17 protein-coding genes and 1 pseudogene are annotated in these 18,294 nt (G+C 43.5%); 12 read left to right on the top strand and 6 right to left on the bottom strand.

All coding sequences use genetic code 11. The features are described from left to right. The first annotated feature begins 84 nt into the window (after window positions 1-84). Window positions 85-762 carry a potassium channel family protein gene (locus AC5JM2_RS25980; RefSeq protein ID WP_495837707.1) on the top strand — a complete coding sequence of 226 codons (678 nt, stop codon included), beginning with the start codon at window positions 85-87 and terminating at the stop codon, window positions 760-762. Window positions 763-771: 9 nt separating this feature from the next. After that, window positions 772-1,344, top strand: a complete 573-nt coding sequence (locus AC5JM2_RS25975) for a DUF3124 domain-containing protein (protein ID WP_495837706.1) — start codon at window positions 772-774, stop codon at window positions 1,342-1,344. Between the two features lie 45 nt (window positions 1,345-1,389). On the opposite strand, the gene AC5JM2_RS25970 is transcribed toward AC5JM2_RS25975, so the two are convergent. Then, window positions 1,390-2,664: a sensor histidine kinase gene (locus AC5JM2_RS25970; protein ID WP_495837705.1), complete on the bottom strand. Its 1,275-nt coding sequence runs from the start codon at window positions 2,662-2,664 to the stop codon at window positions 1,390-1,392. A 203-nt stretch (window positions 2,665-2,867) separates the two neighbouring features. On the opposite strand from AC5JM2_RS25970, the gene AC5JM2_RS25965 reads away from it, so the two are divergent. Further along, window positions 2,868-3,671, top strand: coding sequence for a methylglyoxal synthase (locus AC5JM2_RS25965; protein ID WP_495837704.1), 804 nt, complete (start codon window positions 2,868-2,870; stop codon window positions 3,669-3,671). 108 nt (window positions 3,672-3,779) lie between these two features. Next, on the top strand, window positions 3,780-4,385 hold the full coding sequence (locus AC5JM2_RS25960) for a hypothetical protein (protein WP_495837703.1): 606 nt from the start codon (window positions 3,780-3,782) through the stop codon (window positions 4,383-4,385). A 29-nt stretch (window positions 4,386-4,414) separates the two neighbouring features. On the opposite strand, the gene rppA is transcribed toward AC5JM2_RS25960, so the two are convergent. Next, a complete protein-coding gene (gene rppA / locus AC5JM2_RS25955) occupies window positions 4,415-5,098 on the bottom strand; it encodes a two-component system response regulator RppA (RefSeq protein ID WP_495837702.1) in 684 nt (227 codons plus the stop codon). 359 nt (window positions 5,099-5,457) lie between these two features. Between rppA and AC5JM2_RS25950 the strand changes: the two genes are divergently transcribed. Continuing rightward, entirely contained in the window at window positions 5,458-5,973 is a 516-nt protein-coding gene (locus AC5JM2_RS25950; RefSeq protein WP_495837701.1) for a hypothetical protein, read from the top strand. Between the two features lie 98 nt (window positions 5,974-6,071). After that, window positions 6,072-8,783 carry a cation-translocating P-type ATPase gene (locus tag AC5JM2_RS25945; protein ID WP_495837700.1) on the top strand — a complete coding sequence of 904 codons (2,712 nt, stop codon included), beginning with the start codon at window positions 6,072-6,074 and terminating at the stop codon, window positions 8,781-8,783. A gap of 88 nt (window positions 8,784-8,871) precedes the next feature. Here AC5JM2_RS25945 and AC5JM2_RS25940 read toward each other — a convergent pair whose 3' ends face one another. Continuing rightward, on the bottom strand, window positions 8,872-10,425 hold the full coding sequence (locus AC5JM2_RS25940) for a cation:proton antiporter (RefSeq protein ID WP_495837699.1): 1,554 nt from the start codon (window positions 10,423-10,425) through the stop codon (window positions 8,872-8,874). 259 nt (window positions 10,426-10,684) lie between these two features. Here AC5JM2_RS25940 and AC5JM2_RS25935 point away from each other — a divergent pair, with 259 nt between their 5' ends. Further along, the gene (locus AC5JM2_RS25935) at window positions 10,685-11,083 is read left to right on the top strand and encodes a hypothetical protein (protein WP_495837698.1); all 399 of its coding nucleotides are present in this window, start codon (window positions 10,685-10,687) and stop codon (window positions 11,081-11,083) included. A 166-nt stretch (window positions 11,084-11,249) separates the two neighbouring features. On the opposite strand, the gene AC5JM2_RS25930 is transcribed toward AC5JM2_RS25935, so the two are convergent. Together AC5JM2_RS25930 and AC5JM2_RS25925 are read right to left on the bottom strand one after the other, a co-directional pair. Further along, window positions 11,250-11,717, bottom strand: a complete 468-nt coding sequence (locus AC5JM2_RS25930; RefSeq protein WP_495837697.1) for a GFA family protein — start codon at window positions 11,715-11,717, stop codon at window positions 11,250-11,252. A 384-nt stretch (window positions 11,718-12,101) separates the two neighbouring features. Beyond that, entirely contained in the window at window positions 12,102-13,001 is a 900-nt protein-coding gene (locus AC5JM2_RS25925) for an undecaprenyl-diphosphate phosphatase (RefSeq protein WP_495837696.1), read from the bottom strand. A 735-nt stretch (window positions 13,002-13,736) separates the two neighbouring features. On the opposite strand from AC5JM2_RS25925, the gene AC5JM2_RS25920 reads away from it, so the two are divergent. Next, window positions 13,737-15,053 carry an LCP family protein gene (locus tag AC5JM2_RS25920; RefSeq protein WP_495837695.1) on the top strand — a complete coding sequence of 439 codons (1,317 nt, stop codon included), beginning with the start codon at window positions 13,737-13,739 and terminating at the stop codon, window positions 15,051-15,053. 164 nt (window positions 15,054-15,217) lie between these two features. Here the strand turns inward: AC5JM2_RS25920 and AC5JM2_RS25915 are convergent. Beyond that, a pseudogene (locus tag AC5JM2_RS25915) lies at window positions 15,218-15,334 on the bottom strand (DUF2252 family protein); the annotation flags it as partial. Window positions 15,335-15,767: 433 nt separating this feature from the next. On the opposite strand from AC5JM2_RS25915, the gene AC5JM2_RS25910 reads away from it, so the two are divergent. From AC5JM2_RS25910 to AC5JM2_RS25895, 4 genes are read left to right on the top strand one after another with little or no spacing between them, the layout of a single operon-like run. Further along, a complete protein-coding gene (locus AC5JM2_RS25910; RefSeq protein ID WP_495837694.1) occupies window positions 15,768-16,118 on the top strand; it encodes a BON domain-containing protein in 351 nt (116 codons plus the stop codon). Between the two features lie 40 nt (window positions 16,119-16,158). Continuing rightward, window positions 16,159-16,548, top strand: a complete 390-nt coding sequence (locus AC5JM2_RS25905; protein WP_495837693.1) for a sunset domain-containing protein — start codon at window positions 16,159-16,161, stop codon at window positions 16,546-16,548. A 59-nt stretch (window positions 16,549-16,607) separates the two neighbouring features. Then, window positions 16,608-17,072, top strand: a complete 465-nt coding sequence (locus AC5JM2_RS25900; RefSeq protein ID WP_495837692.1) for an NUDIX hydrolase — start codon at window positions 16,608-16,610, stop codon at window positions 17,070-17,072. After that, window positions 17,072-18,178, top strand: a complete 1,107-nt coding sequence (locus AC5JM2_RS25895) for an AI-2E family transporter (protein WP_495837691.1) — start codon at window positions 17,072-17,074, stop codon at window positions 18,176-18,178. The genes AC5JM2_RS25900 and AC5JM2_RS25895 overlap by 1 nt, the downstream gene beginning before the upstream one ends. Window positions 18,179-18,294 lie beyond the last annotated feature (116 nt).

Here is an 18,294-nt window from a genome sequence, read left to right as displayed (position 1 = left end):
TTCCAGTGTTAACCATATCAAACTCTTTCACCTGCCGAGTAGCTTGTAAAGTAAAGTAGAAGGCAAAAGTATCAAAAAGCAGTTATGTACGTGCTAATTGGTGGAGCAGGTTTGGTAGGGTTGACTTTGGCACATAAATTGGTAGAACTAGGGCATACCGTAGCTGTGATTGACTTTGACCCTAATGCTTGTCGCTATGCGCGCGAACAAGTAGGGGCAATGGCTTTTGAAGGCAGTGCTGTCAGTACAGAAGTGTTGTTAGAAGCTGGAATTCGTAAAGCCGACACTTTGGCAGCTGTCCTACGAAATGATGCCTTGAATCTGGCGATGGTAACTCTCGCCAAGCATTACGGAGTCCCCCACATTTTAACTCGGATGCGCCATTCCGATTTTGCTCAACCTTTTCGATTGGCAGGAGCTAATCATATCATCAGTACCATTGAGCTAGCGGTTTCAACAATGGTAAATGCCATTGAGTATCCGCAAGTCGAATCAATCATGCATTTTGAGCAGGGACAGATTGAGGTGCTGAAACTTTTGATTCCAAATAATTGTTATGTTGTTGGTCGTACAGTTGCCGAAATTGCTCAAGATTCCCGGTTTCCAAATGGTTCCCTAATTATTGGCTATCAACCCCATCCCCATGAAGATTTGATGATTCCGAACGGCAGTACAGTACTCGAACCTGATTCAACGGTGCTGATTGTGACTAAACCAGGGTCATTACATCAAGTCATTGATTTTATTGAAGGTTGTAAATGATTTTTTCTAATGAAGCTATACCCAGTTTTTTATTTAGCGATCGCTCTTATTTTACTGACATCCTGTACATCACCACAGAATCCATCGCAGTCACAACCTGATATGAGTCAGGCAAATCAATCTCAAAAGGTGGTAACTTTAGATAAAAATTTCAAGGCAGTGATGGGTGAAACTATTTATGTCCCTATCTACTCCCACATCTATCATGGGGATAATAAAAGAGTTTTCGATTTAGCAGCCACTCTGAGTATTCGTAATACTGATTTGACCAACCCGATCATCATTACTTCTGTGCGCTACTATGACTCGAATGGCAAACAACTTAAACAGTATTTAGAGCGCCCAATTCAACTTGATGCCCTAGCTTCTACGGATTTTGTTGTAGATAGAACTGACACTAGTGGAGGTGTTGGGGCTAACTTTATTGTCGAGTGGGTAGCCCAAACAAAAGTTTTTCAGCCCGTGGTTGAAGCAGTTATGATTGGTACTGATTTTCAGCAAGGTATTTCTTGGATTAGTCCTGGCAAGGTTATTAAAAGTCAAAGTAATTCTAAGCAATCATCTTCTGTACAGGGTTCTTGAGGAAGAAAGGCCCGCGCGTTGTTGACAGTAACAACTTTGCAAAGACTACTTAAGGGGCAGAACAATTTGAAAAGTAGACCCCTCCCCGACTACACTTTTAACATTAATTTTACCGCCGTGAGCTTGGACAATTTGTTGGGCGATCGCCAACCCCAAACCAAACCCACCAGTTTTGCGGGAACGCTTCTTATCGACTCGATAAAATCTCTCAAAAATATGCGGCAAATCAGTTTCAGCAATGCCAATGCCATTGTCTACAACTTGAATCACAGCCTGACGTGACTGGGTAAAAAGTCGTAACAGTACTTTCCCGTCAGGGTTCGTATATTTGCAGGCGTTGCTAATCAGATTAACCACTGCTTGACGCAGCAAGTCTGGTTCGGCTTGCAGTTTCACATTATCAGGGGGTAGTTCGCAAGTCAAACTAAGATGTTGTGCATCTGCTGTAGCATAGTTGTCTGCTAGCTGCTGTAGCAAGTTCTTCAAATCAACTGCTTGCAAAGATTCAGGAGGTAATCGTCCTTCATGACGAGCCAGAAACAGCAGATTACTCACCAGAGTACTCATTGATTTGGTGATATCAACAATTTTCTCAAAACGCTGACGCTGTTGAGCAGGATTGCTAGATGTAGACAGTAAGGCGAATTGGGCATTGCTGATAAGTGCTGCTAAAGGCGATCGCAATTCATGGGAAGCATCAGATGTGAAGCGTTGTAGTTGGTCGTAAGTTTGACGAATTGGTTGCATTGCTAATCCACCCAACAACCAACCAGCCAGACCTATTATCCCTAAGGTTACTGGTACTGTCACGAGCAAAACCAGCCGTAACTGAGCCAGATTATTTTGAGTGGATGTTAGTGGCATTGCAACTTCAAGATAACCAATTAACAAATTATCTTGGTATACGGGCAGCGTTAACTCACGCAGCCAGATAGCAGTGGGCGTTTTATTCGAGGAGTGAGGTGCGGTCTTGATAGTATGAAATCCAGGGGTCATTGTCAACTGCGCTTTTGGAGTCGTACCGAAAAATTGCACCAGTTGCCCTTTAGTATCGTACCAACGCGCATATACGAGTTCACTACCCAGAGGTGGCAAATTACTTCCTAACAGCGGCACATTTTCCAGATCTAACTGTCCCTGACGCAAATCGTACTTCGCGTTGACTGCCATCACTCTGGATTTTTGGTAGAGTAAGCGATCTAAATCCTCTAGCTCGTTTAAAACTGCCCGGTAGTAAAGTACTCCGGCAAAAACGACCAAAATACTCCCCATCGTTAGGGTAAACCATACAGCTAGATTGCTACGACTACGATTAAACATAACAACAGGGCAGAGGCTAGTAGTTTACCACACAAATTTTGACAGGTAATCAGGTTGGTGAGAAACTAGCTGTATCTGCTTCGATTGGCGTATTTTTAATTTGGTTCGCCTTTCCATCCCTAATTAAACAATTACTTAGTGTTTGACTTAAACTCACCGTCTCAAGTATTATCCTTGATTTAGTGATGAGGTATAATATAACAATGTCAAACCTGAATAAAGAGCTAGATCTGTCTCTTTTACGCCTTCATGATTTATTAGAAAGTCGTTGGTTATCTCCTGAAAAAGTTTTTAGTGCTGCCGACGAAAATGGAGACGGACATATTACATCCGATGAATTCACGCTTTTTTTGTCAACATTGGGCGTATCAGCATGGTCTGAACAAGATAGTAGAGATATTTTCAACCATTTTGATGAATCTGGTGACGGTGAAATTGACTTGAAAGAATTTGAGGATAAGATGCTTCAAATCAGTCAGGTTGCCAAAAAAAAGGTCACGTATCAAAAAGTAGATCCAATACCTGTGGACGAAAGTACACGCTTTGTTTCACTGGTTGCCCACAATGAGATGAAGAGTGTTTTGCTCAAATTTGTAGAAGAACAACGTGACTTCTTTTCGCAAGTTCCCTTGGTCACAACAGGAAGTACAGGAAAATCTTTACAACAGCGTTTAGGGATACCGGTAGAAAGACTCGTTGCTAGTGGTCCATTGGGAGGGGATCAGGCTATTGGAGGTATGATTTCAGAGAATAGAATTAGTGCAATTTTCTTTTTCAAAGACCCGCTAAGCTCCCATGCCCATGCAGCAGATATTGAAGCACTGACACGTTTATGCGATGTTCATCAAATTCCTTATGCCACCAATCGAGCTAGTGCAATTGGTCTACTTATGGCACTCCAAGAATTTGGGCTTGACTGGCACATGGACTCGGATGAAAATTCAATTCTTAATAAGTATAACCAAGGGCAGTCTCAAGTTATTGCTGCCGTAGGACAAAGCAAGTAGTTAACCTGCTATCAACGCGAAGCTTTTGATAAGGCGAAGGTGCGGTGTGTGCCTTCGCGCACTTGCTTGTTCAATTGCATGATAACGCCAAATTCAGCTTGTTATCCTATGTCCTTGTCTCCCTGGTTGCTAAAATTGCGATCTTTAAAGCTAGCATTTGTGATGCCTGTGCCGTTATTCTTAATTGCTTTTGGATTTGCTGGTGAACCGTTGACAAACCTGCTATTAAGTCGTTACTACCGTACAGCAGACAAGCTTCAAGCTGAAACACACACGCTAACAATGCAGCTTCAGGTCAATGTACGAGTCATCAAAGCTGAAATTGAAAAGGAGCAGGAACATACCTTAGTTGAACTCAATACAGCTAATTCTGTACTTAAAAAGTTAAAATTCGAGTTTCCAGTCACAGAATTAGGCAATGTAAAAACCATGATTGCTCAAGAACTGGGAGTGTCTGCCAAAGTACAAACTCTGCAACCTAATACACAAATGCAGGTGCGGCTTGCAGTCAAAGCGCTAGGAATTTTAGCTGACATCAATAAGGATCAGGGGTTAACCAAAGTTGAGGTCAAAACCGCAGACTCGGTACTCAAACAGTTAGAATTCGAGTTTCCAGTCACGGAATTAAGCTCTGTAAAAGCTATGATTGTTCAAGAGCTAGGACTGTCTCCTGAAAATGCCACAATGGTAGTCAGCTATCGAGTAAAAAACTAGCAATCATTAAAATACTCGCTCTGGGCTCTCTACTCTACTCTGTTGGGGGGTTTGAGGGTATACCCCATACCGTAGACTGTTTTAATCCAATCTTCTGCACCAACTAAGTGCAACCGATGCCGCAACTTGCGTATCAGTACAGTTAAAGCATTGCTTTCAGGTTCCATACCCCATTCCCACAACGCGTCTTCTATCTGACTGCGGGTTAAAATCTGATTAGGGTGACGCATCAAGTACTCTAGCAGTTGAGCTTCACGGGGCGATACCTCCACAGTAGCGTGATTTCGTTCCACTGTTAAGCGATTGAGGTGCAGTTGTAAATCTGCCATGCGGAGGGTATCTCCCTGCCATTGAGGGGATCGCCGCCCCAAAGCCCGTACCCGTGCCAAAAGTTCTACCAGATCCGCAGGTTTAACCAAAAAATCATCTGCCCCAGCATCTAAACCTGTCACTTTATCTAGCGTAGTGTCTTTGGCTGTAAGCATCAGCACGGGTGCAGTTTTACCTGCTTGACGATACTGATGACAAAGACTCAACCCGCTGATTGTCGGCAACATCCAGTCCAAAATCAACAGATCATACTCTTTGTGGGACAACAGCCATTGTGCAGTTTCTCCGTCTTCAACGCCATCCACTATATATCCGGCTTCCGACAGTACAGCGTGTAATGGCTCTAACTGTTCTGAATCGTCCTCTACTACTAAGATGCGCATAAGGCGTTGTGATGATGATACGTCTTTGCGATCGAATCGCTTTACTCATGATACAAAAGTCCAAAACTCTCCACGTCTTCCACTAGTACTTCACCACAAAAACTTTAATGGCTGAAGCAATTTTCGCTCCTAGTCTTCTTTCCCTCTTCCTTTGCGCTCTTTGCGCCTTCGCGGTTTTTTATTTCACCCCGCAAAATTGCTGTGGCCGACTACTAGTGGTGTTTCTATTCTTTATAATTTGAATTTTCTCATCGTACAAATTGAGTACGATCACTTTCTGATCACATTTGTTGTCCATATTTAAAGAGAACCCAGACAACACGAAAAATCTTGGTTGATCAGAACTTTTTTAGCAGCAAATGACTTTTAATCAACTTCATCACGCGATTGGTACATTTGCCAACCGTAACAGTACGGTACAGGCACTTGACAAATTGAGAAGTATTGACTTCCCAATGCATAAAGTTTCTGTAGTCACTAAAAAACCTGAACCTAATGGCACCGACACGACTGAACGTAGGATTACTCCAACCCAAGGGGCGGCTGCAGGCGGGATCGCGGGGGCTACTACGGGAGGTTTACTTGCCTTAACCGGAGGTTTTGCTGTATTGCTAATTCCAGGGCTTGGTGCAGTGCTGACAGTAGAATCTGTTTTACTTGCTCTTTTGGGGAGTGCAACTGCTGGCAGTTTAATTGGCGCATTACGGGGTTGGTTTGATCCTGAAAAAGCCGCTCAACTTTATGATGACCAAAAACACCAAAAAGATTATTTGTTGACAGTCAAAGGCACAGATAAAGAGATTAATCGTGCCGAACCCATTTTAAAACAGTGCGGTATTGAGAATTGGTGTGTTTTTGATATTTCCAATAAATAACGAACAAACGCTCTTCGTCGGCGAACATTAGCGGTATCTCAATCGAGTTTTAGCCGGAAATTTGTATTGTCAATCTTAAACTAAAAACAGGGAGCACTATGACAACAGCTATTAAGGATTCGTTGGAAATTGTATGGCATAATATCTCTCCTGCTGAGGTAGCGCGGCATATAGATAGCCATCAAAAAGATGGTCTGACTTCAAATGAAGTGGCTCAACGACAGGAACGTTTTGGTCTTAATCAACTATCTAGCCAGAAAAAGAAAAATCCTTTGTGGCGTTTTCTTCTGCAATTTAACCAACCCCTGTTGTATATTTTGTTGGTAGCTGGAGTCGTCACGGCTTTACTCCAAGATTGGGTAGATGCTGGGGTCATTTTTGCTGTGACACTGCTTAACGCGATTATTGGTTTTATCCAAGAATTTAAAGCTGAAAGTGCGATCGCAGCGTTGGCAGAAATGACCACAACAGAGGCGTCTGTTATCCGCAGTGGTCAAAAATCACTTATTCCCTCCAACGACTTAGTCCCAGGTGATTTAGTCGTCCTGTCCTCTGGTGATCGAATACCAGCTGATTTGCGGCTGATCACAGTCCGGGATTTACAAGTTGACGAGTCGGCTTTGACTGGGGAATCTATTGCGGTTGAGAAAGCAGTCGATCCACTTGAAAGCGATATCCCACTGGCAGAGCGAACGAATATGGCATATGCTGGCAGTTTGGTGACTTCTGGACGGGGAAGTGGTTTGGTTGTGGCGATCGGCGCAACAACTGAGGCAGGCAAGATCTCACAGTTGATCGATCAAACTACAGACTTGGAAACACCACTAACACGCAAGATCGATAGATTTAGCAAAAAATTGCTTTACGTTATTCTGGTACTAGCCGCACTGACATTTGCTGTTGGTTTAGGGCGGGGAGAATCTGTGGTTGATGGCTTTAAAGCAGCTGTAGCCTTAGTAGTCAGTGCGATTCCAGAAGGGTTACCTACAATTATCACAATTACTTTGGCGATTGGTGTTTCTCGTATGGCTCGTCGCCATGCGATTATTCGGAAATTGCCAGCGGTAGAAGCTTTAGGCAGTACCACTGTTATCTGCTCTGATAAAACGGGCACACTCACTCAAAACCAAATGACAGTTCAAGATATTTTTATCAGTGGCAAGCATTATGTAGTGAGTGGTGTGGGCTATGCCTCAGAGGGTGAAATCTTACTAAATGAACAACCTGTTGATGTGACCGATAATTCGGCTTTATATGAATGCTTGTTAGCAGGACTGTTGTGCAATGACGCTCACATACAACAACAAGACGGACAGCAGGTAGTGGCTGGAGATCCAACAGAAGGAGCGTTGATTGTCGTTGCTCGTAAAGCAGGTTTGAGCCAATCAGCATTTGAGCGGGAAATGCCTAGAGTGGACGCGATCCCATTTGAATCTCAATTTCAATACATGGCAACTTTGCATGAAATCAACTCAGACAAGGTTATCTATGTTAAGGGTTCAGTGGAAGCAATTCTCCATCGCTGCGAGCGGATGCTTGACACACACGGGAAAGTTACTCACCTAGACTCCAAACAAGTGGAGCAACAAGTTAATGCAATGGCACAAAAAGGTTTACGAGTGCTAGCTTTTGCTAAAAAACTTGTAAGAAAGAACCAGCACTCTGTAGATCATTCTGATATCAACGAGCAATTAATTTTTCTCGGTCTACAAGGCATGATTGACCCTCCCCGACCTGAAGCAATTACTGCCGTCAAAGCCTGCAAATCAAGAGGCATTCAAGTGAAGATGATTACGGGGGATCATGCCTTAACTGCTGATGCGATCGCTCAAAAAATTGGTATAAAAAAAACTCAAATTTTACGTGTTTTCACAGGACAGGAACTTGCTCGGATGAACCAGCAGCAACTCGCTCAAGTAGTAGAGGATAGTATGGTTTTTGCGCGTGTAGCACCGGAACAGAAACTGCAGCTAGTCGAAGCTCTGCAATCCAAAGGTGAAATTGTAGCAATGACCGGAGATGGTGTCAATGATGCTCCGGCTTTACGCCAAGCAGATATCGGTATCGCTATGGGGATAACTGGAACCGAAGTTGCCAAGGAAGCATCTGACATGATTTTGACAGATGATAATTTTGCCTCAATAGAAGCTGCGATTGAAGAAGGTCGGACAATTTATCAAAATCTGCTCAAAGCGATCGCCTTCATCTTACCAATTAACGGCGGGGAAGCCATGACGATTTTGATTGGTATGTTCTTTGCAGCAACCCTGCCAATTATACCCGTGCAAATACTATGGCTAAACATGGTAAGTGGCGTTGCCCTGTGCTTACCGTTAGCCTTTGAGCCGAAATCTCCCAACGTCAAACGCTTATCCCCACGCAACCCCAATGAACCTTTACTTTCAGGCAGTTTGCTCAAGCGCGTCCTGACAGTTTCTATTTTGAACTGGATTGTTATCTTTGGCGTATATGAATGGATACTACAAACTACGGGCAATACAAATTTAGCCCGCACAATGGCGATTAACGCTTTAGTTGCAGCGGAAATCTTCTATCTGCTAGGAATCAGCCAATTCTTACCCTCAGTTGTTGCTAAGCTTAGGGGAAAAACAAAATCCATTGGTTATGCGCCCGCAATTGGTATTGTCACTGTTGTTATTCTGCAAGTCCTTTTTAGCCAGTGGAACATTATGAATCAAGTATTTGATACAGCACCACTGAGTTTAGCTCAAGGTTTAATTTGCCTTGCAGCAGGCTTACCTATGATTGTTTTAGCCCTGTTGTTAAAGCGCTTTGCTCCTTTAGAGTAGTCCCCACTCTCAGGCACGCCACCCGCTACGAATCAAAGAAACACCTTTTTCCCCTACACCCCTACACCCCTGTGTTTCTTCACAGCGACTAATCATCTTCTAACGCGAGCAATTGCTCATCAATATTTTTAAGTCGCTGTTGTACAACTTCTTCTGAAAGAATTTGTTTACGTATTGCGTCGTTGAGTGCTCCTTTCTCTGCCAATAGTAAACGGCGGCGAATGGCTTCGAGTTTCCTGTGTCCATCACTTTTAAGATCAAATTCATCTGGGCGACGATTGTACAATTCCCGCAAAGCTTTTTCTGCTCCTGCGACTCGCACCTGATAAGCTGAGCGCATCTCTTCGTAAATGGCTTTTGGTAATATTCCTGACTTTAACAAACTATCTAATTCATCTTGCGCTGCCTTACCTGTGATTAATTGGGCTTGTAATTCTTCAACGTGCTGACGAGATTCTGAAAATTGGGACAAGTGCAAACGTTTCACTATCCACGGCAAACTCACTCCCTGCCCGAGTAAGGACAGCAACACTGTCCCAAATACTATGGCAATGATTTGTTCTCGTCCTGTTACTGTTGTTGGGATGCTGAGTGCTAACCCCATAGAAAGAGAACCTTTGATATTGCCAAGAAACAAGACGTGCTGCCAGCGCCACGGAATTGGCCGGTCAAACCAACGTAATATAGCTAACAGCGGATAGACGCAAAGTATGCGCCCCACTTGATAAGCAACGATCGCCAGCAACACTGCGGGCAGAGTTCTCCAGAGAGTGAGTAAATCAACTTCTATACCCACGAGTAGGAAAATAAAGCTATTGACACCAAAAGAGATAGACTGCCAAAAGCTGAGCAACGGCAATCGAGTAGAAGCTGATATTTGACTTGAAAGTCCAATACTTCCAACAATTAATCCCGCAACAACCACAGCTACCACACCAGAAACGCTGAAAGATTGCCCAATTTGAAATGCTCCTAATGCCACAGCCACTGTCAGTAAAATACTACTGAGCGGCTCATCTGAGCGAACAAATAAACTCGTACTCAAATAACCCACAGCAAGCCCCACCACGGTTCCACCAACAATGACCACAAACAATTCTTGTAATCCATTGAGGATTGTCAGTGAGCCAACGTCATGAATTTTTACAATTAAGCTAAATAAAACTAGCGCCACTCCATCGTTAAATAAGCTCTCTCCCTCAACTATGGTGGAAAGACGGGGAGGGACAGGCACTTCCTTGAATACAGCAATCACGGAAACGGTATCAGTGATTGCCAAAATCACCCCTGCCAGTAATACTGCTGTCCAATTCAGTCCTAGTTCCCATTTCAACAGCGCTGCTGTTATACCAGAGGAAATCACAATCCCAGGTCCGGCTAGCAAGGCTATTGGTTTGATGGTGCTGCGGAGGCGGCTGAGATCAGTATTGATAGCTGCCTCGAACAGCAGAATCGGCAAAAACAGATTCAAAATCAGGGAATCGTTTAAACCGATGCGCCGTGGTAGAAGTTCTGTAATTGCTAAGCCTGCTAAAACTAAACCCGCAACATAAGGGACTCGCAGCCAGCGTGTCAGCAAAGCTACACAGGTAGCAACAAGTAGCAGAATAATTGAAACAGTGACTAATTCAGCAACATTCACTTTTTTGCTTAACCCCTGAGTTCTTCTGTTAAAAATGGCGAGCTTACAATCTTAAACTTAATCGTACACAGAATTTATTTTAAATACTGCGCTGGCATGACCGGAGCTTGACAGTCTTTGGCTCCGCTTTTGAGCTGTTTGTTAAGTGTTTTTGATACCGAAAGACAAAGTATTGATAGTTACTTTCTAAATGAAAATTGTCACAAGTCAAGCACTGATGCCAAAATTGGCTCAATAGATGATATAGATTATCCAAAAAGTGAAAAAGTTAAACTTCTCAGTATTAGATAGCCAGAGCTTTGCCGTACTCACACGCTTGGGATTAAGTCTTTTGCTTTTAGTCGGACTACTCAGTTGTGGTAGTTTAGGGTACTTGGGCATAAATGCCATAGGAGCCAACATCACCCAAATTCAGGACTTAAAAGCACAACAAGAGGATGGTAAAACACTTTACGTACAAGGTAAGGTAGAAAAGAGAGTTCCTCTTCTCAATCGATATGCATATCAAATTAATGATTCGACAGGAAAAATTTGGGTGATCACCAATCAAACTGGTCTACGCCAGGGAGTACAAGTGGTGATTAAGGGTAAAGTTCGTTATCAGAGTATTCCTCTAGGAGACAAAGAATATGGGGAAGTGTATATAGATGAAGAGTGATAATATAAAATATTTATTTTTAAACACTCTGAGAGCATCTAGCTCAAAGAAGCTCCCAGCAAAACGAGGAGAACGATATCATCCTATAAGAAAAATGGCGAAGTTCCGACTCATATAACAAATTCGGAAATTTGCACAAAGGTTTGGCATCTCATACAAGTTGCAGTCATCGTACAGGTTTCGACGCTAGCTGGGCGTATTCTTCTATCAGTCCTGGATATTCTTCGTAAGCGGGCCAGGTCTGGAAGCTATGAACCGCGGGGGTCGTCGCCCATGACAGCCTTTCCTTCGTCCAAGTTTCGATGAATGGCATGAACCATGACGCATCGTCCAGCATCGTCGCCCGAAGGTTAACGAATTCGTCTATTCCTTCCGGACGAGTAAACATCCAACTCATGCAGTGCGGGCAGAAGTAGTGGCGAGCCGCACCGTGCAAGCCGCCGATAACCGGCTGACCTTTCAGTAGCGAGAAGCCAACGCTTGGGATCGCGACGCTTAAAGAAAAAGCGCTAGCTGTCATTTGCTGGCAACCCGTGCAGTGGCAAGCCATAGTAAGCAAAGGCGCAGCACTCACCTTAAACCGCAGTTGTCCGCAACGGCATCCGCCTTCCCAGGGCAAATTCCAGTCATTCATAATACCGCTGTCTCCATTCTCTATTCATGATGCCGTGCGGATGGTTATTCCATTTGAATCGATTATTGTACAATCAATCAGTCCTGAGATGCCAAAAAATTTTTCAAAGTTTCTGGCATTGTGTACAAAGCAGTGGGAGGCACAATTCAAAAATTTTGACATAATCAGCATTTTTTACAACTTAACATTTGATGTCAGCAACTCTTGGCTTGGCCCCTTTGGACAATCCTACATTTAATGCACTCCTGACTTATATTATGTAATTACGCACGAGTTACTAATGAACTTGACTGTGAGATTGCGCACTCCTCGTCGCAATGACACAACTACGTTTCCCTTGGGTAAGTCCTGTTATGCTTAATTTACCGGATATGAAATGACTCATCAATTGGGCAACCAACCTGAAATGACAGCCACTATCAAAAATATCCCCATCCCAAAGCGATAAAAGATAAAAATCAAAGTGCTGTGTTTTTCCAAGTAGCGTAGAAGTCCCCAAATTGCTACAAAAGCAGAAATACTGGCAGAGATTAAGCCGATAAGAAGTGTCAACCAACCAGCCCCACTCAATCCTGCTTTGAAAAGAGTATGCAATTCCAAAGCCCCAGCTAAAATCACTGCTGGTAAGCCCAACAAAAAAGAAAATTTTGCGGCTGTCTCCCGTTCCATCCCTAAAAATAGTGCAGCTGTGAGAGTGGAACCAGAACGAGAAACGCCTGGTATCAGGGCAAAGGCTTGAGCAACCCCTACCCAAATTCCATCCCAGAGGGTAATTTTTTCAAAAGTGCGATCGCGTTCTCCTCGTTTTTCCGCGATCGCCAGCAGCAAAGACATCACAATAGATGCTGCACCAATGACAACCAAACCTCGCATTGGGGAGTCACAGGCGTTGAGAATTGGTTTAAGTAGTAAACCTGCAACACTAATGGGTAAAGTTCCTAGCAACAAACCCAGCATGAGCCGAAAAGAACTCGATTGATAGTCTTGCCCAGTTATTGCTCTTACCGTTTCTCCCGTCAATTTTTTTAAGTCTTTCCAGAAATAACTCAAAACAGCTGTTAAACTGGCTAGTTGCATTGCTGCTGAAAAAGCAGAGCCAGGATCTTGCAGTCCTAATAAAGTAGGTACTATCCGCATATGAGCAGTACTACTTATCGGTAAGAGTTCTGTAATTCCTTGGACAATACCCAAAATAATCACATCAATCCAGCCTAAGCTAGTAAAGTCCAGATTAACCTCGCTACCGTTGGCACAGCCTGTAGTCGCCACTATAAGAGAAAGCATAATTTAACTGGTTTAATGAATTTGTTTGCAAATAAATTACAGACAAATTAACCTGTGCTTGTGTTGTTGCTGTGACTAATGAATGGCGACAGTATGACGTGTGGCAAACTAGCACTTTTTAGGAGGTTGATCGCATGAGAATGACATAATTTACCTAAGTTGACATAAATAAAGCTGATACTGTTGTGATCTGATTGATAAAAAGTTAAAAGAAAGAATCCAGGAGTCAAAATCATCCGTCAGAATCATTTACGCTAGCGGGATTTGGATTCCAACCAATTGTAGGCATCCCCCATTGAAACTGGAGATTTAAACCCAAGACGAGACTAAGAATCGCTACTATGTTCATTCTGAACGCCCTATGGCTAACGCCATGCCTTACGGCTATCGGGAAAGACCTGAGCCCTATGGCTAACGCCACGGCTGCGCCTAACGGGCACGGCCCCGTGCCGAACGGTCTCGCTGCGCTTTAGACCTCTGGGCGTGCGCTTTGCGCATACGCCAGTCGCCTAGGTCGGGAAAACGCCACATGCTACCCTTCGGGAAGCCGCCCTCCGGGCGTCTAAGCCTGTGAAACCCGTCCAACGCAGTGGCTCCCCTCCTGCAGCGCTGGTCTCACCAGACGCCTACTGTAGGGTTTGCCTGATCACGTGCTGGTTCCTCCTGGCGACTGACGCTTATGTTAATTTGTTAAAAATATTACATTAAATTTTCTAGATAGCTTGCAGGTGAGAAGTGACACAAAAAGATAACCCTCGGAAATGGAATATGGAGCGATTGCCATTTTATTTGGGAATGATCACACTGATATCTATAGCTTCAGGAGCATTTTTTTCTCTTCTGTTGAATTTAACTCCCTTGAAAAATTATGCTGCCTCTCACTTACCTCACAGTCCTGCAAGCTTGACAGGTTTTATCCCTGCAACCCTGGAACATCCCGTTAACATTCTGATTCTCGGTATCGATAACTCAGGACATCCGCACCAAGGAAAGTTTACTCCTGCTGAAGCACTAGCTGGTAACAGTGATACATTGCTGCTGGTGCGACTACTGCCAGATAGCCATCAAATCAATATTCTATCAATTCCACGGGATACGCTCGTGCACTTACCAGATATCGGTATCGATAAAATCAATGATGCCAACGTGCGCGGTGGACCAAAAATGGCGGCAGAAACTGTCAGTCAGTTGTTGAATGGTGTTACGGTTGACCGCTATATCCGAGTTGATACTGAAGGGTTTATTCATTTGGTCGATGCACTGGGGGGAGTCGAAATGAATGTTCCCAAAAAAATGGACTACATAGACCACACGCAACATCTAAACATCCACTTTTCCCCCGGAAGGCAGAAACTGAATGGGCAACATTTACAGGAGTACGTCCGCTTCCGCCATGATGCCTTAGGCGACATTGGTCGCGTGCAGCGTCAGCAAGAAGTGCTTAGAGAAATTTTACGTACAGCGCTTCAGCCTGGAACTATTGCAAAAGTGCCTCAAATTATGCAGGTAGTCAAAGAGAATGTGGAGACTGACTTGTCGGTGGAGGAGATACTGGCGATCGCTCAAACTGTAGCAACAAACAATCGCCACCAGATGCACTTAATTATGCTTCCTGGGCGGTTTAGTAGCAACAAAGAATACAAACGTAGTTACTGGATTTCCGACCCCGATGCCACAGCTAGTATTATATCACGTTATTTTGATGTCCAAACTCCCAGTGCTCTAGACAGTGAAGTCAACTCAGTTGCGCCCCAGACATTGAGAATTGCTGTAGAAAATGCAACAAAACAACCGGAAGTTGAAAAAACCGTAGTCTCCATTCTCAAAAAACATGGTTTTAGAAACGTTTACGTCACTCATCATGAGATTGATACAGGGGTAGACTCGGGTGGACGAACTCAAATTATTGCCCAACATGGTAATCCGGAAGCTGCAAACGCAGTTAGCAGTACTCTTGGTACAGGTCAGGTTATGGTTGCTTCTGTGGGAGATATTCTCTCTGATGTGACTGTTGTAATTGGGGCAGATTTAGCTAACAAACTTAAGCGCTAGAGGCAGTATCAAAAGCGGCACAAATAGCACTACAATCTTTGTGTATCTGAGCAGAATAAGCACGAGCATAATCGAGTAAAGGTTTGCGCCACTGAGTAGAGGCGGCAAAATCTATGAGTTCATCTGCGATCGCTGAATTTTAGGGAACGCTTAACTATTAACGCTTAACTCTTAATTAGTTCATGTCCTAATCTACCTGGCAACTGCAATACCAGTCGATTCTCCCCCTTGTAGCTACCAAAGTTCTCCAAATGCAAGTCTCCACAGATCCAAACAGCAGGCGCTGCGTTTAAAACTGTACCGCCGGACTAATCTTCGTAAAATAAAGGACACATACCCCGTAAGAAAAGAAAAGCATCTGAACGAGAATTCTGACACATTTAAAAGTTTATTTTTTCTTTAGGATTTTTTGTACGTATCTGCTATATCTTGTTAAGTCATCATTGATTAACGTTGCTTTAGAGACAACTGAGACAGATTTCAGTATAAAGAAAGAAACAACTTTTCGAGTTGTTGACTATAATGATTTGCTGCCTTTTCATAAAGCAACAACTCTGGTTTAAAAGCAGGGTTGTTTTTTGTGTTCCAAATCACTAGGCAATTGATTAACAAATGGTAGAGAATACAAAACTGTGCGGGTTGTTGAGAAAAAAATAACCCTGATTTCAAATAGACCAAGTGAATGAAAGTGTTTTAAATTTGGAGAAAAAACTTATGGGTTGGTTACAACGACTTTTTGGCTTGGAAAAACCTGAAGATGCTCAAGTGAATCCTGAGCCAGCAGCAGCGCCAGAGGAAACAGGCGGGGAAGAAAGCATTGCTCCAGAGCGATTGGGGTTAAATGGAGAGTACGACCAGAGTGGTCTGGCAAAGCGGGTTGCTCTAGCTTTTGATGAAGACGGCTCTTTTGATGATATTGACTCCTTGTACGTAGCACAAACAGGCGGTACAGTTGTTCTCAAAGGGTCAGTTCCCAGTCAAGATATTCTCGACCAATTGGTACAAGTTGCTCAGGGTGTAACTGGTGCAACAGACGTACAAAGTGATCAAGTTAGTGTTGGTTAAATAGGGTTTCACTTCTACATTTCGGCAAAAAGAACAAGCTATGAAACATCCGTTGCAACATCGATGGATAATGTCCATCGCATTGTTGACTATCTTAGTCCTTTCAGGTTGCGGGAATAAGGCTGAAGAGTCAAGTAACACTTCTTCTCCATCTAGCGAATCTGGCGGATCCACATCTACAACAGCTCCGTCTGGTGGAGCTAGTACCTCAACAGAGGGAACACTTTCAGCGGAAGCTCAAAAGTTAGGCGTTAAGCCACAAGGAGAAACTACCTGTCCCAGCAGTGCTCCTGTTAAAGGCAAAGTGACGAAAAAGCGTGGCAATATATATCATGCTCCCAAGTCACCTGATTACGCAAAGGTCAAGCCAGATATCTGCTTTGCGGATGTAGCCACAGCTGGAAAGGCTGGCTTTAGCGCTCCTAAGTAGTATAGCTAAATAACAGATGAAGCCCTTGCTGTGCGAGGGCTTTATTATAAGGAGTGAATATGACAACCGAAGTGGCGATCGCCATTCTTTACCAAGAAGACAAGTTTCTCGTGCAGTTGCGGGATAATAACCCCAATATTCTCTATCCCGGTCATTGGGCGCTATTTGGTGGACACATTGAACTGGGTGAAACCCCTGAGGTTGCAGTACAAAGGGAAATTTTAGAAGAAATTGGCTACACTCTACCATCAACGTTTTCCAAGTTTGGCTGTTATCCTGATGAAAGAGTTTTTCGTCATGTGTTCTGTGCACCACTCACAGTAGAATTAAACCAATTGGTTCTCAACGAAGGTTGGGATATGGGTTTAATGACACCAGAAGACATTTGTCTAGGTACGAGTTATTCTTCTGTGTCAAAAGACGTACGACCCTTTGGGCCTGTGCATCAAAGAATTCTGTTAGATTTTATGGAGAGACAGAATAAATCCTCTCATAGCTCAAGTGTTTTTCTGACTAATGACTAATGAGTAACTACAAACTACCGCAATGGTTAAGTTTGGGCTTAGCGTTTCCCCTTATTGCACTCAACGGTTGGGTATTGCTTCAGGTTGTGCAGTATTTTCAACCTTTGGTCAATATCTTTGTCGCCGCCAGTTTGCTAGCTTTTGTTCTGGACTATCCAATTCGGTTTCTCCAAAAACAAAGGGTTAAACGCAACTTAGCCGTGGGAGGCGTGTTGTTGTTAACTGTAGTACTTGTCGTGGCTTTGACTTTCACCTTATTTCCCTTGATTCTGCAACAGCTTAACGAACTAGCTAATTTTTTACCAAGTTGGATTGATTCTGGAGCGCAACAACTTCAAGCTTTCCAAAACTGGGCTGCAACCCAACAGCTTCCGGTTAATTTAAGTGGCATTTTAACTCAACTGTTAGACAGATTCTCCAATCAACTTCAGTCCTTTACAGGTCAAATTCTTGGTATTGCGGTGGATACCATTGGTAGTCTGCTTAACGTGCTACTGACGGTTGTGTTGACAATCTACCTAGTCTTAAATGGAGAACGTCTTTGGGATGGAATTTTTCAGTGGTTTCCGCCTCATACTGGTTCGCAAGTACGACAATTGTTGCGTGAAGACTTTCAAAATTACTTTATCGGTCAAGCAACAGTCGCTGCTTTGCTAGCGGTTATTCTGATACTTGTATTTATAGCGCTACGAATACCTTTGGCTTTATTGTTTGGTCTGGTGATTGGATTTTTTTCTTTATTTCCCTTTGGTACAGGCATAGGTATCGCTATAGTTAGTTTGTTGCTGGGATTGCAAAACTTTTGGCTAGGGGTTGAAGTCTTAGCTATTACAGTGATGATTGACCAAGTCAATAGTAATTTTGTTGCTCCGCGTCTTTTGGGGAATTTGACTGGCTTAAATCCTGTGTGGGTGGTCATTTCTTTGTTATTGGGAACAAAACTGGGAGGAGTGCTAGGTTTGTTGGTTGCGATACCCATCGCCAGTTTTATCAAAGGCATGGCAGACAACTGGCGTATTGGGGGATTTAGTGTACAGCCTACGGAGCATAACTCCACTGACAGCATTTGTGATGAACAAACTTCAAACGTTGTCCTAGAGCGTTGACATTATATAGCAGGGAGCAGCGTGTGATTGTCCCGTGGTTTCCGTATTTTCTCATTCGTTAATGTCTTAATCTACCTGGCAACTGCTATAAACAATGATTGCCCCATAAAAAAGCC

The sequence above is a fragment of the Brasilonema angustatum genome (assembly GCF_059505445.1).
The sequence above is the reverse complement of the archived record's forward strand: the minus strand, read 5'-3'. Positions and strand labels throughout refer to the sequence as shown.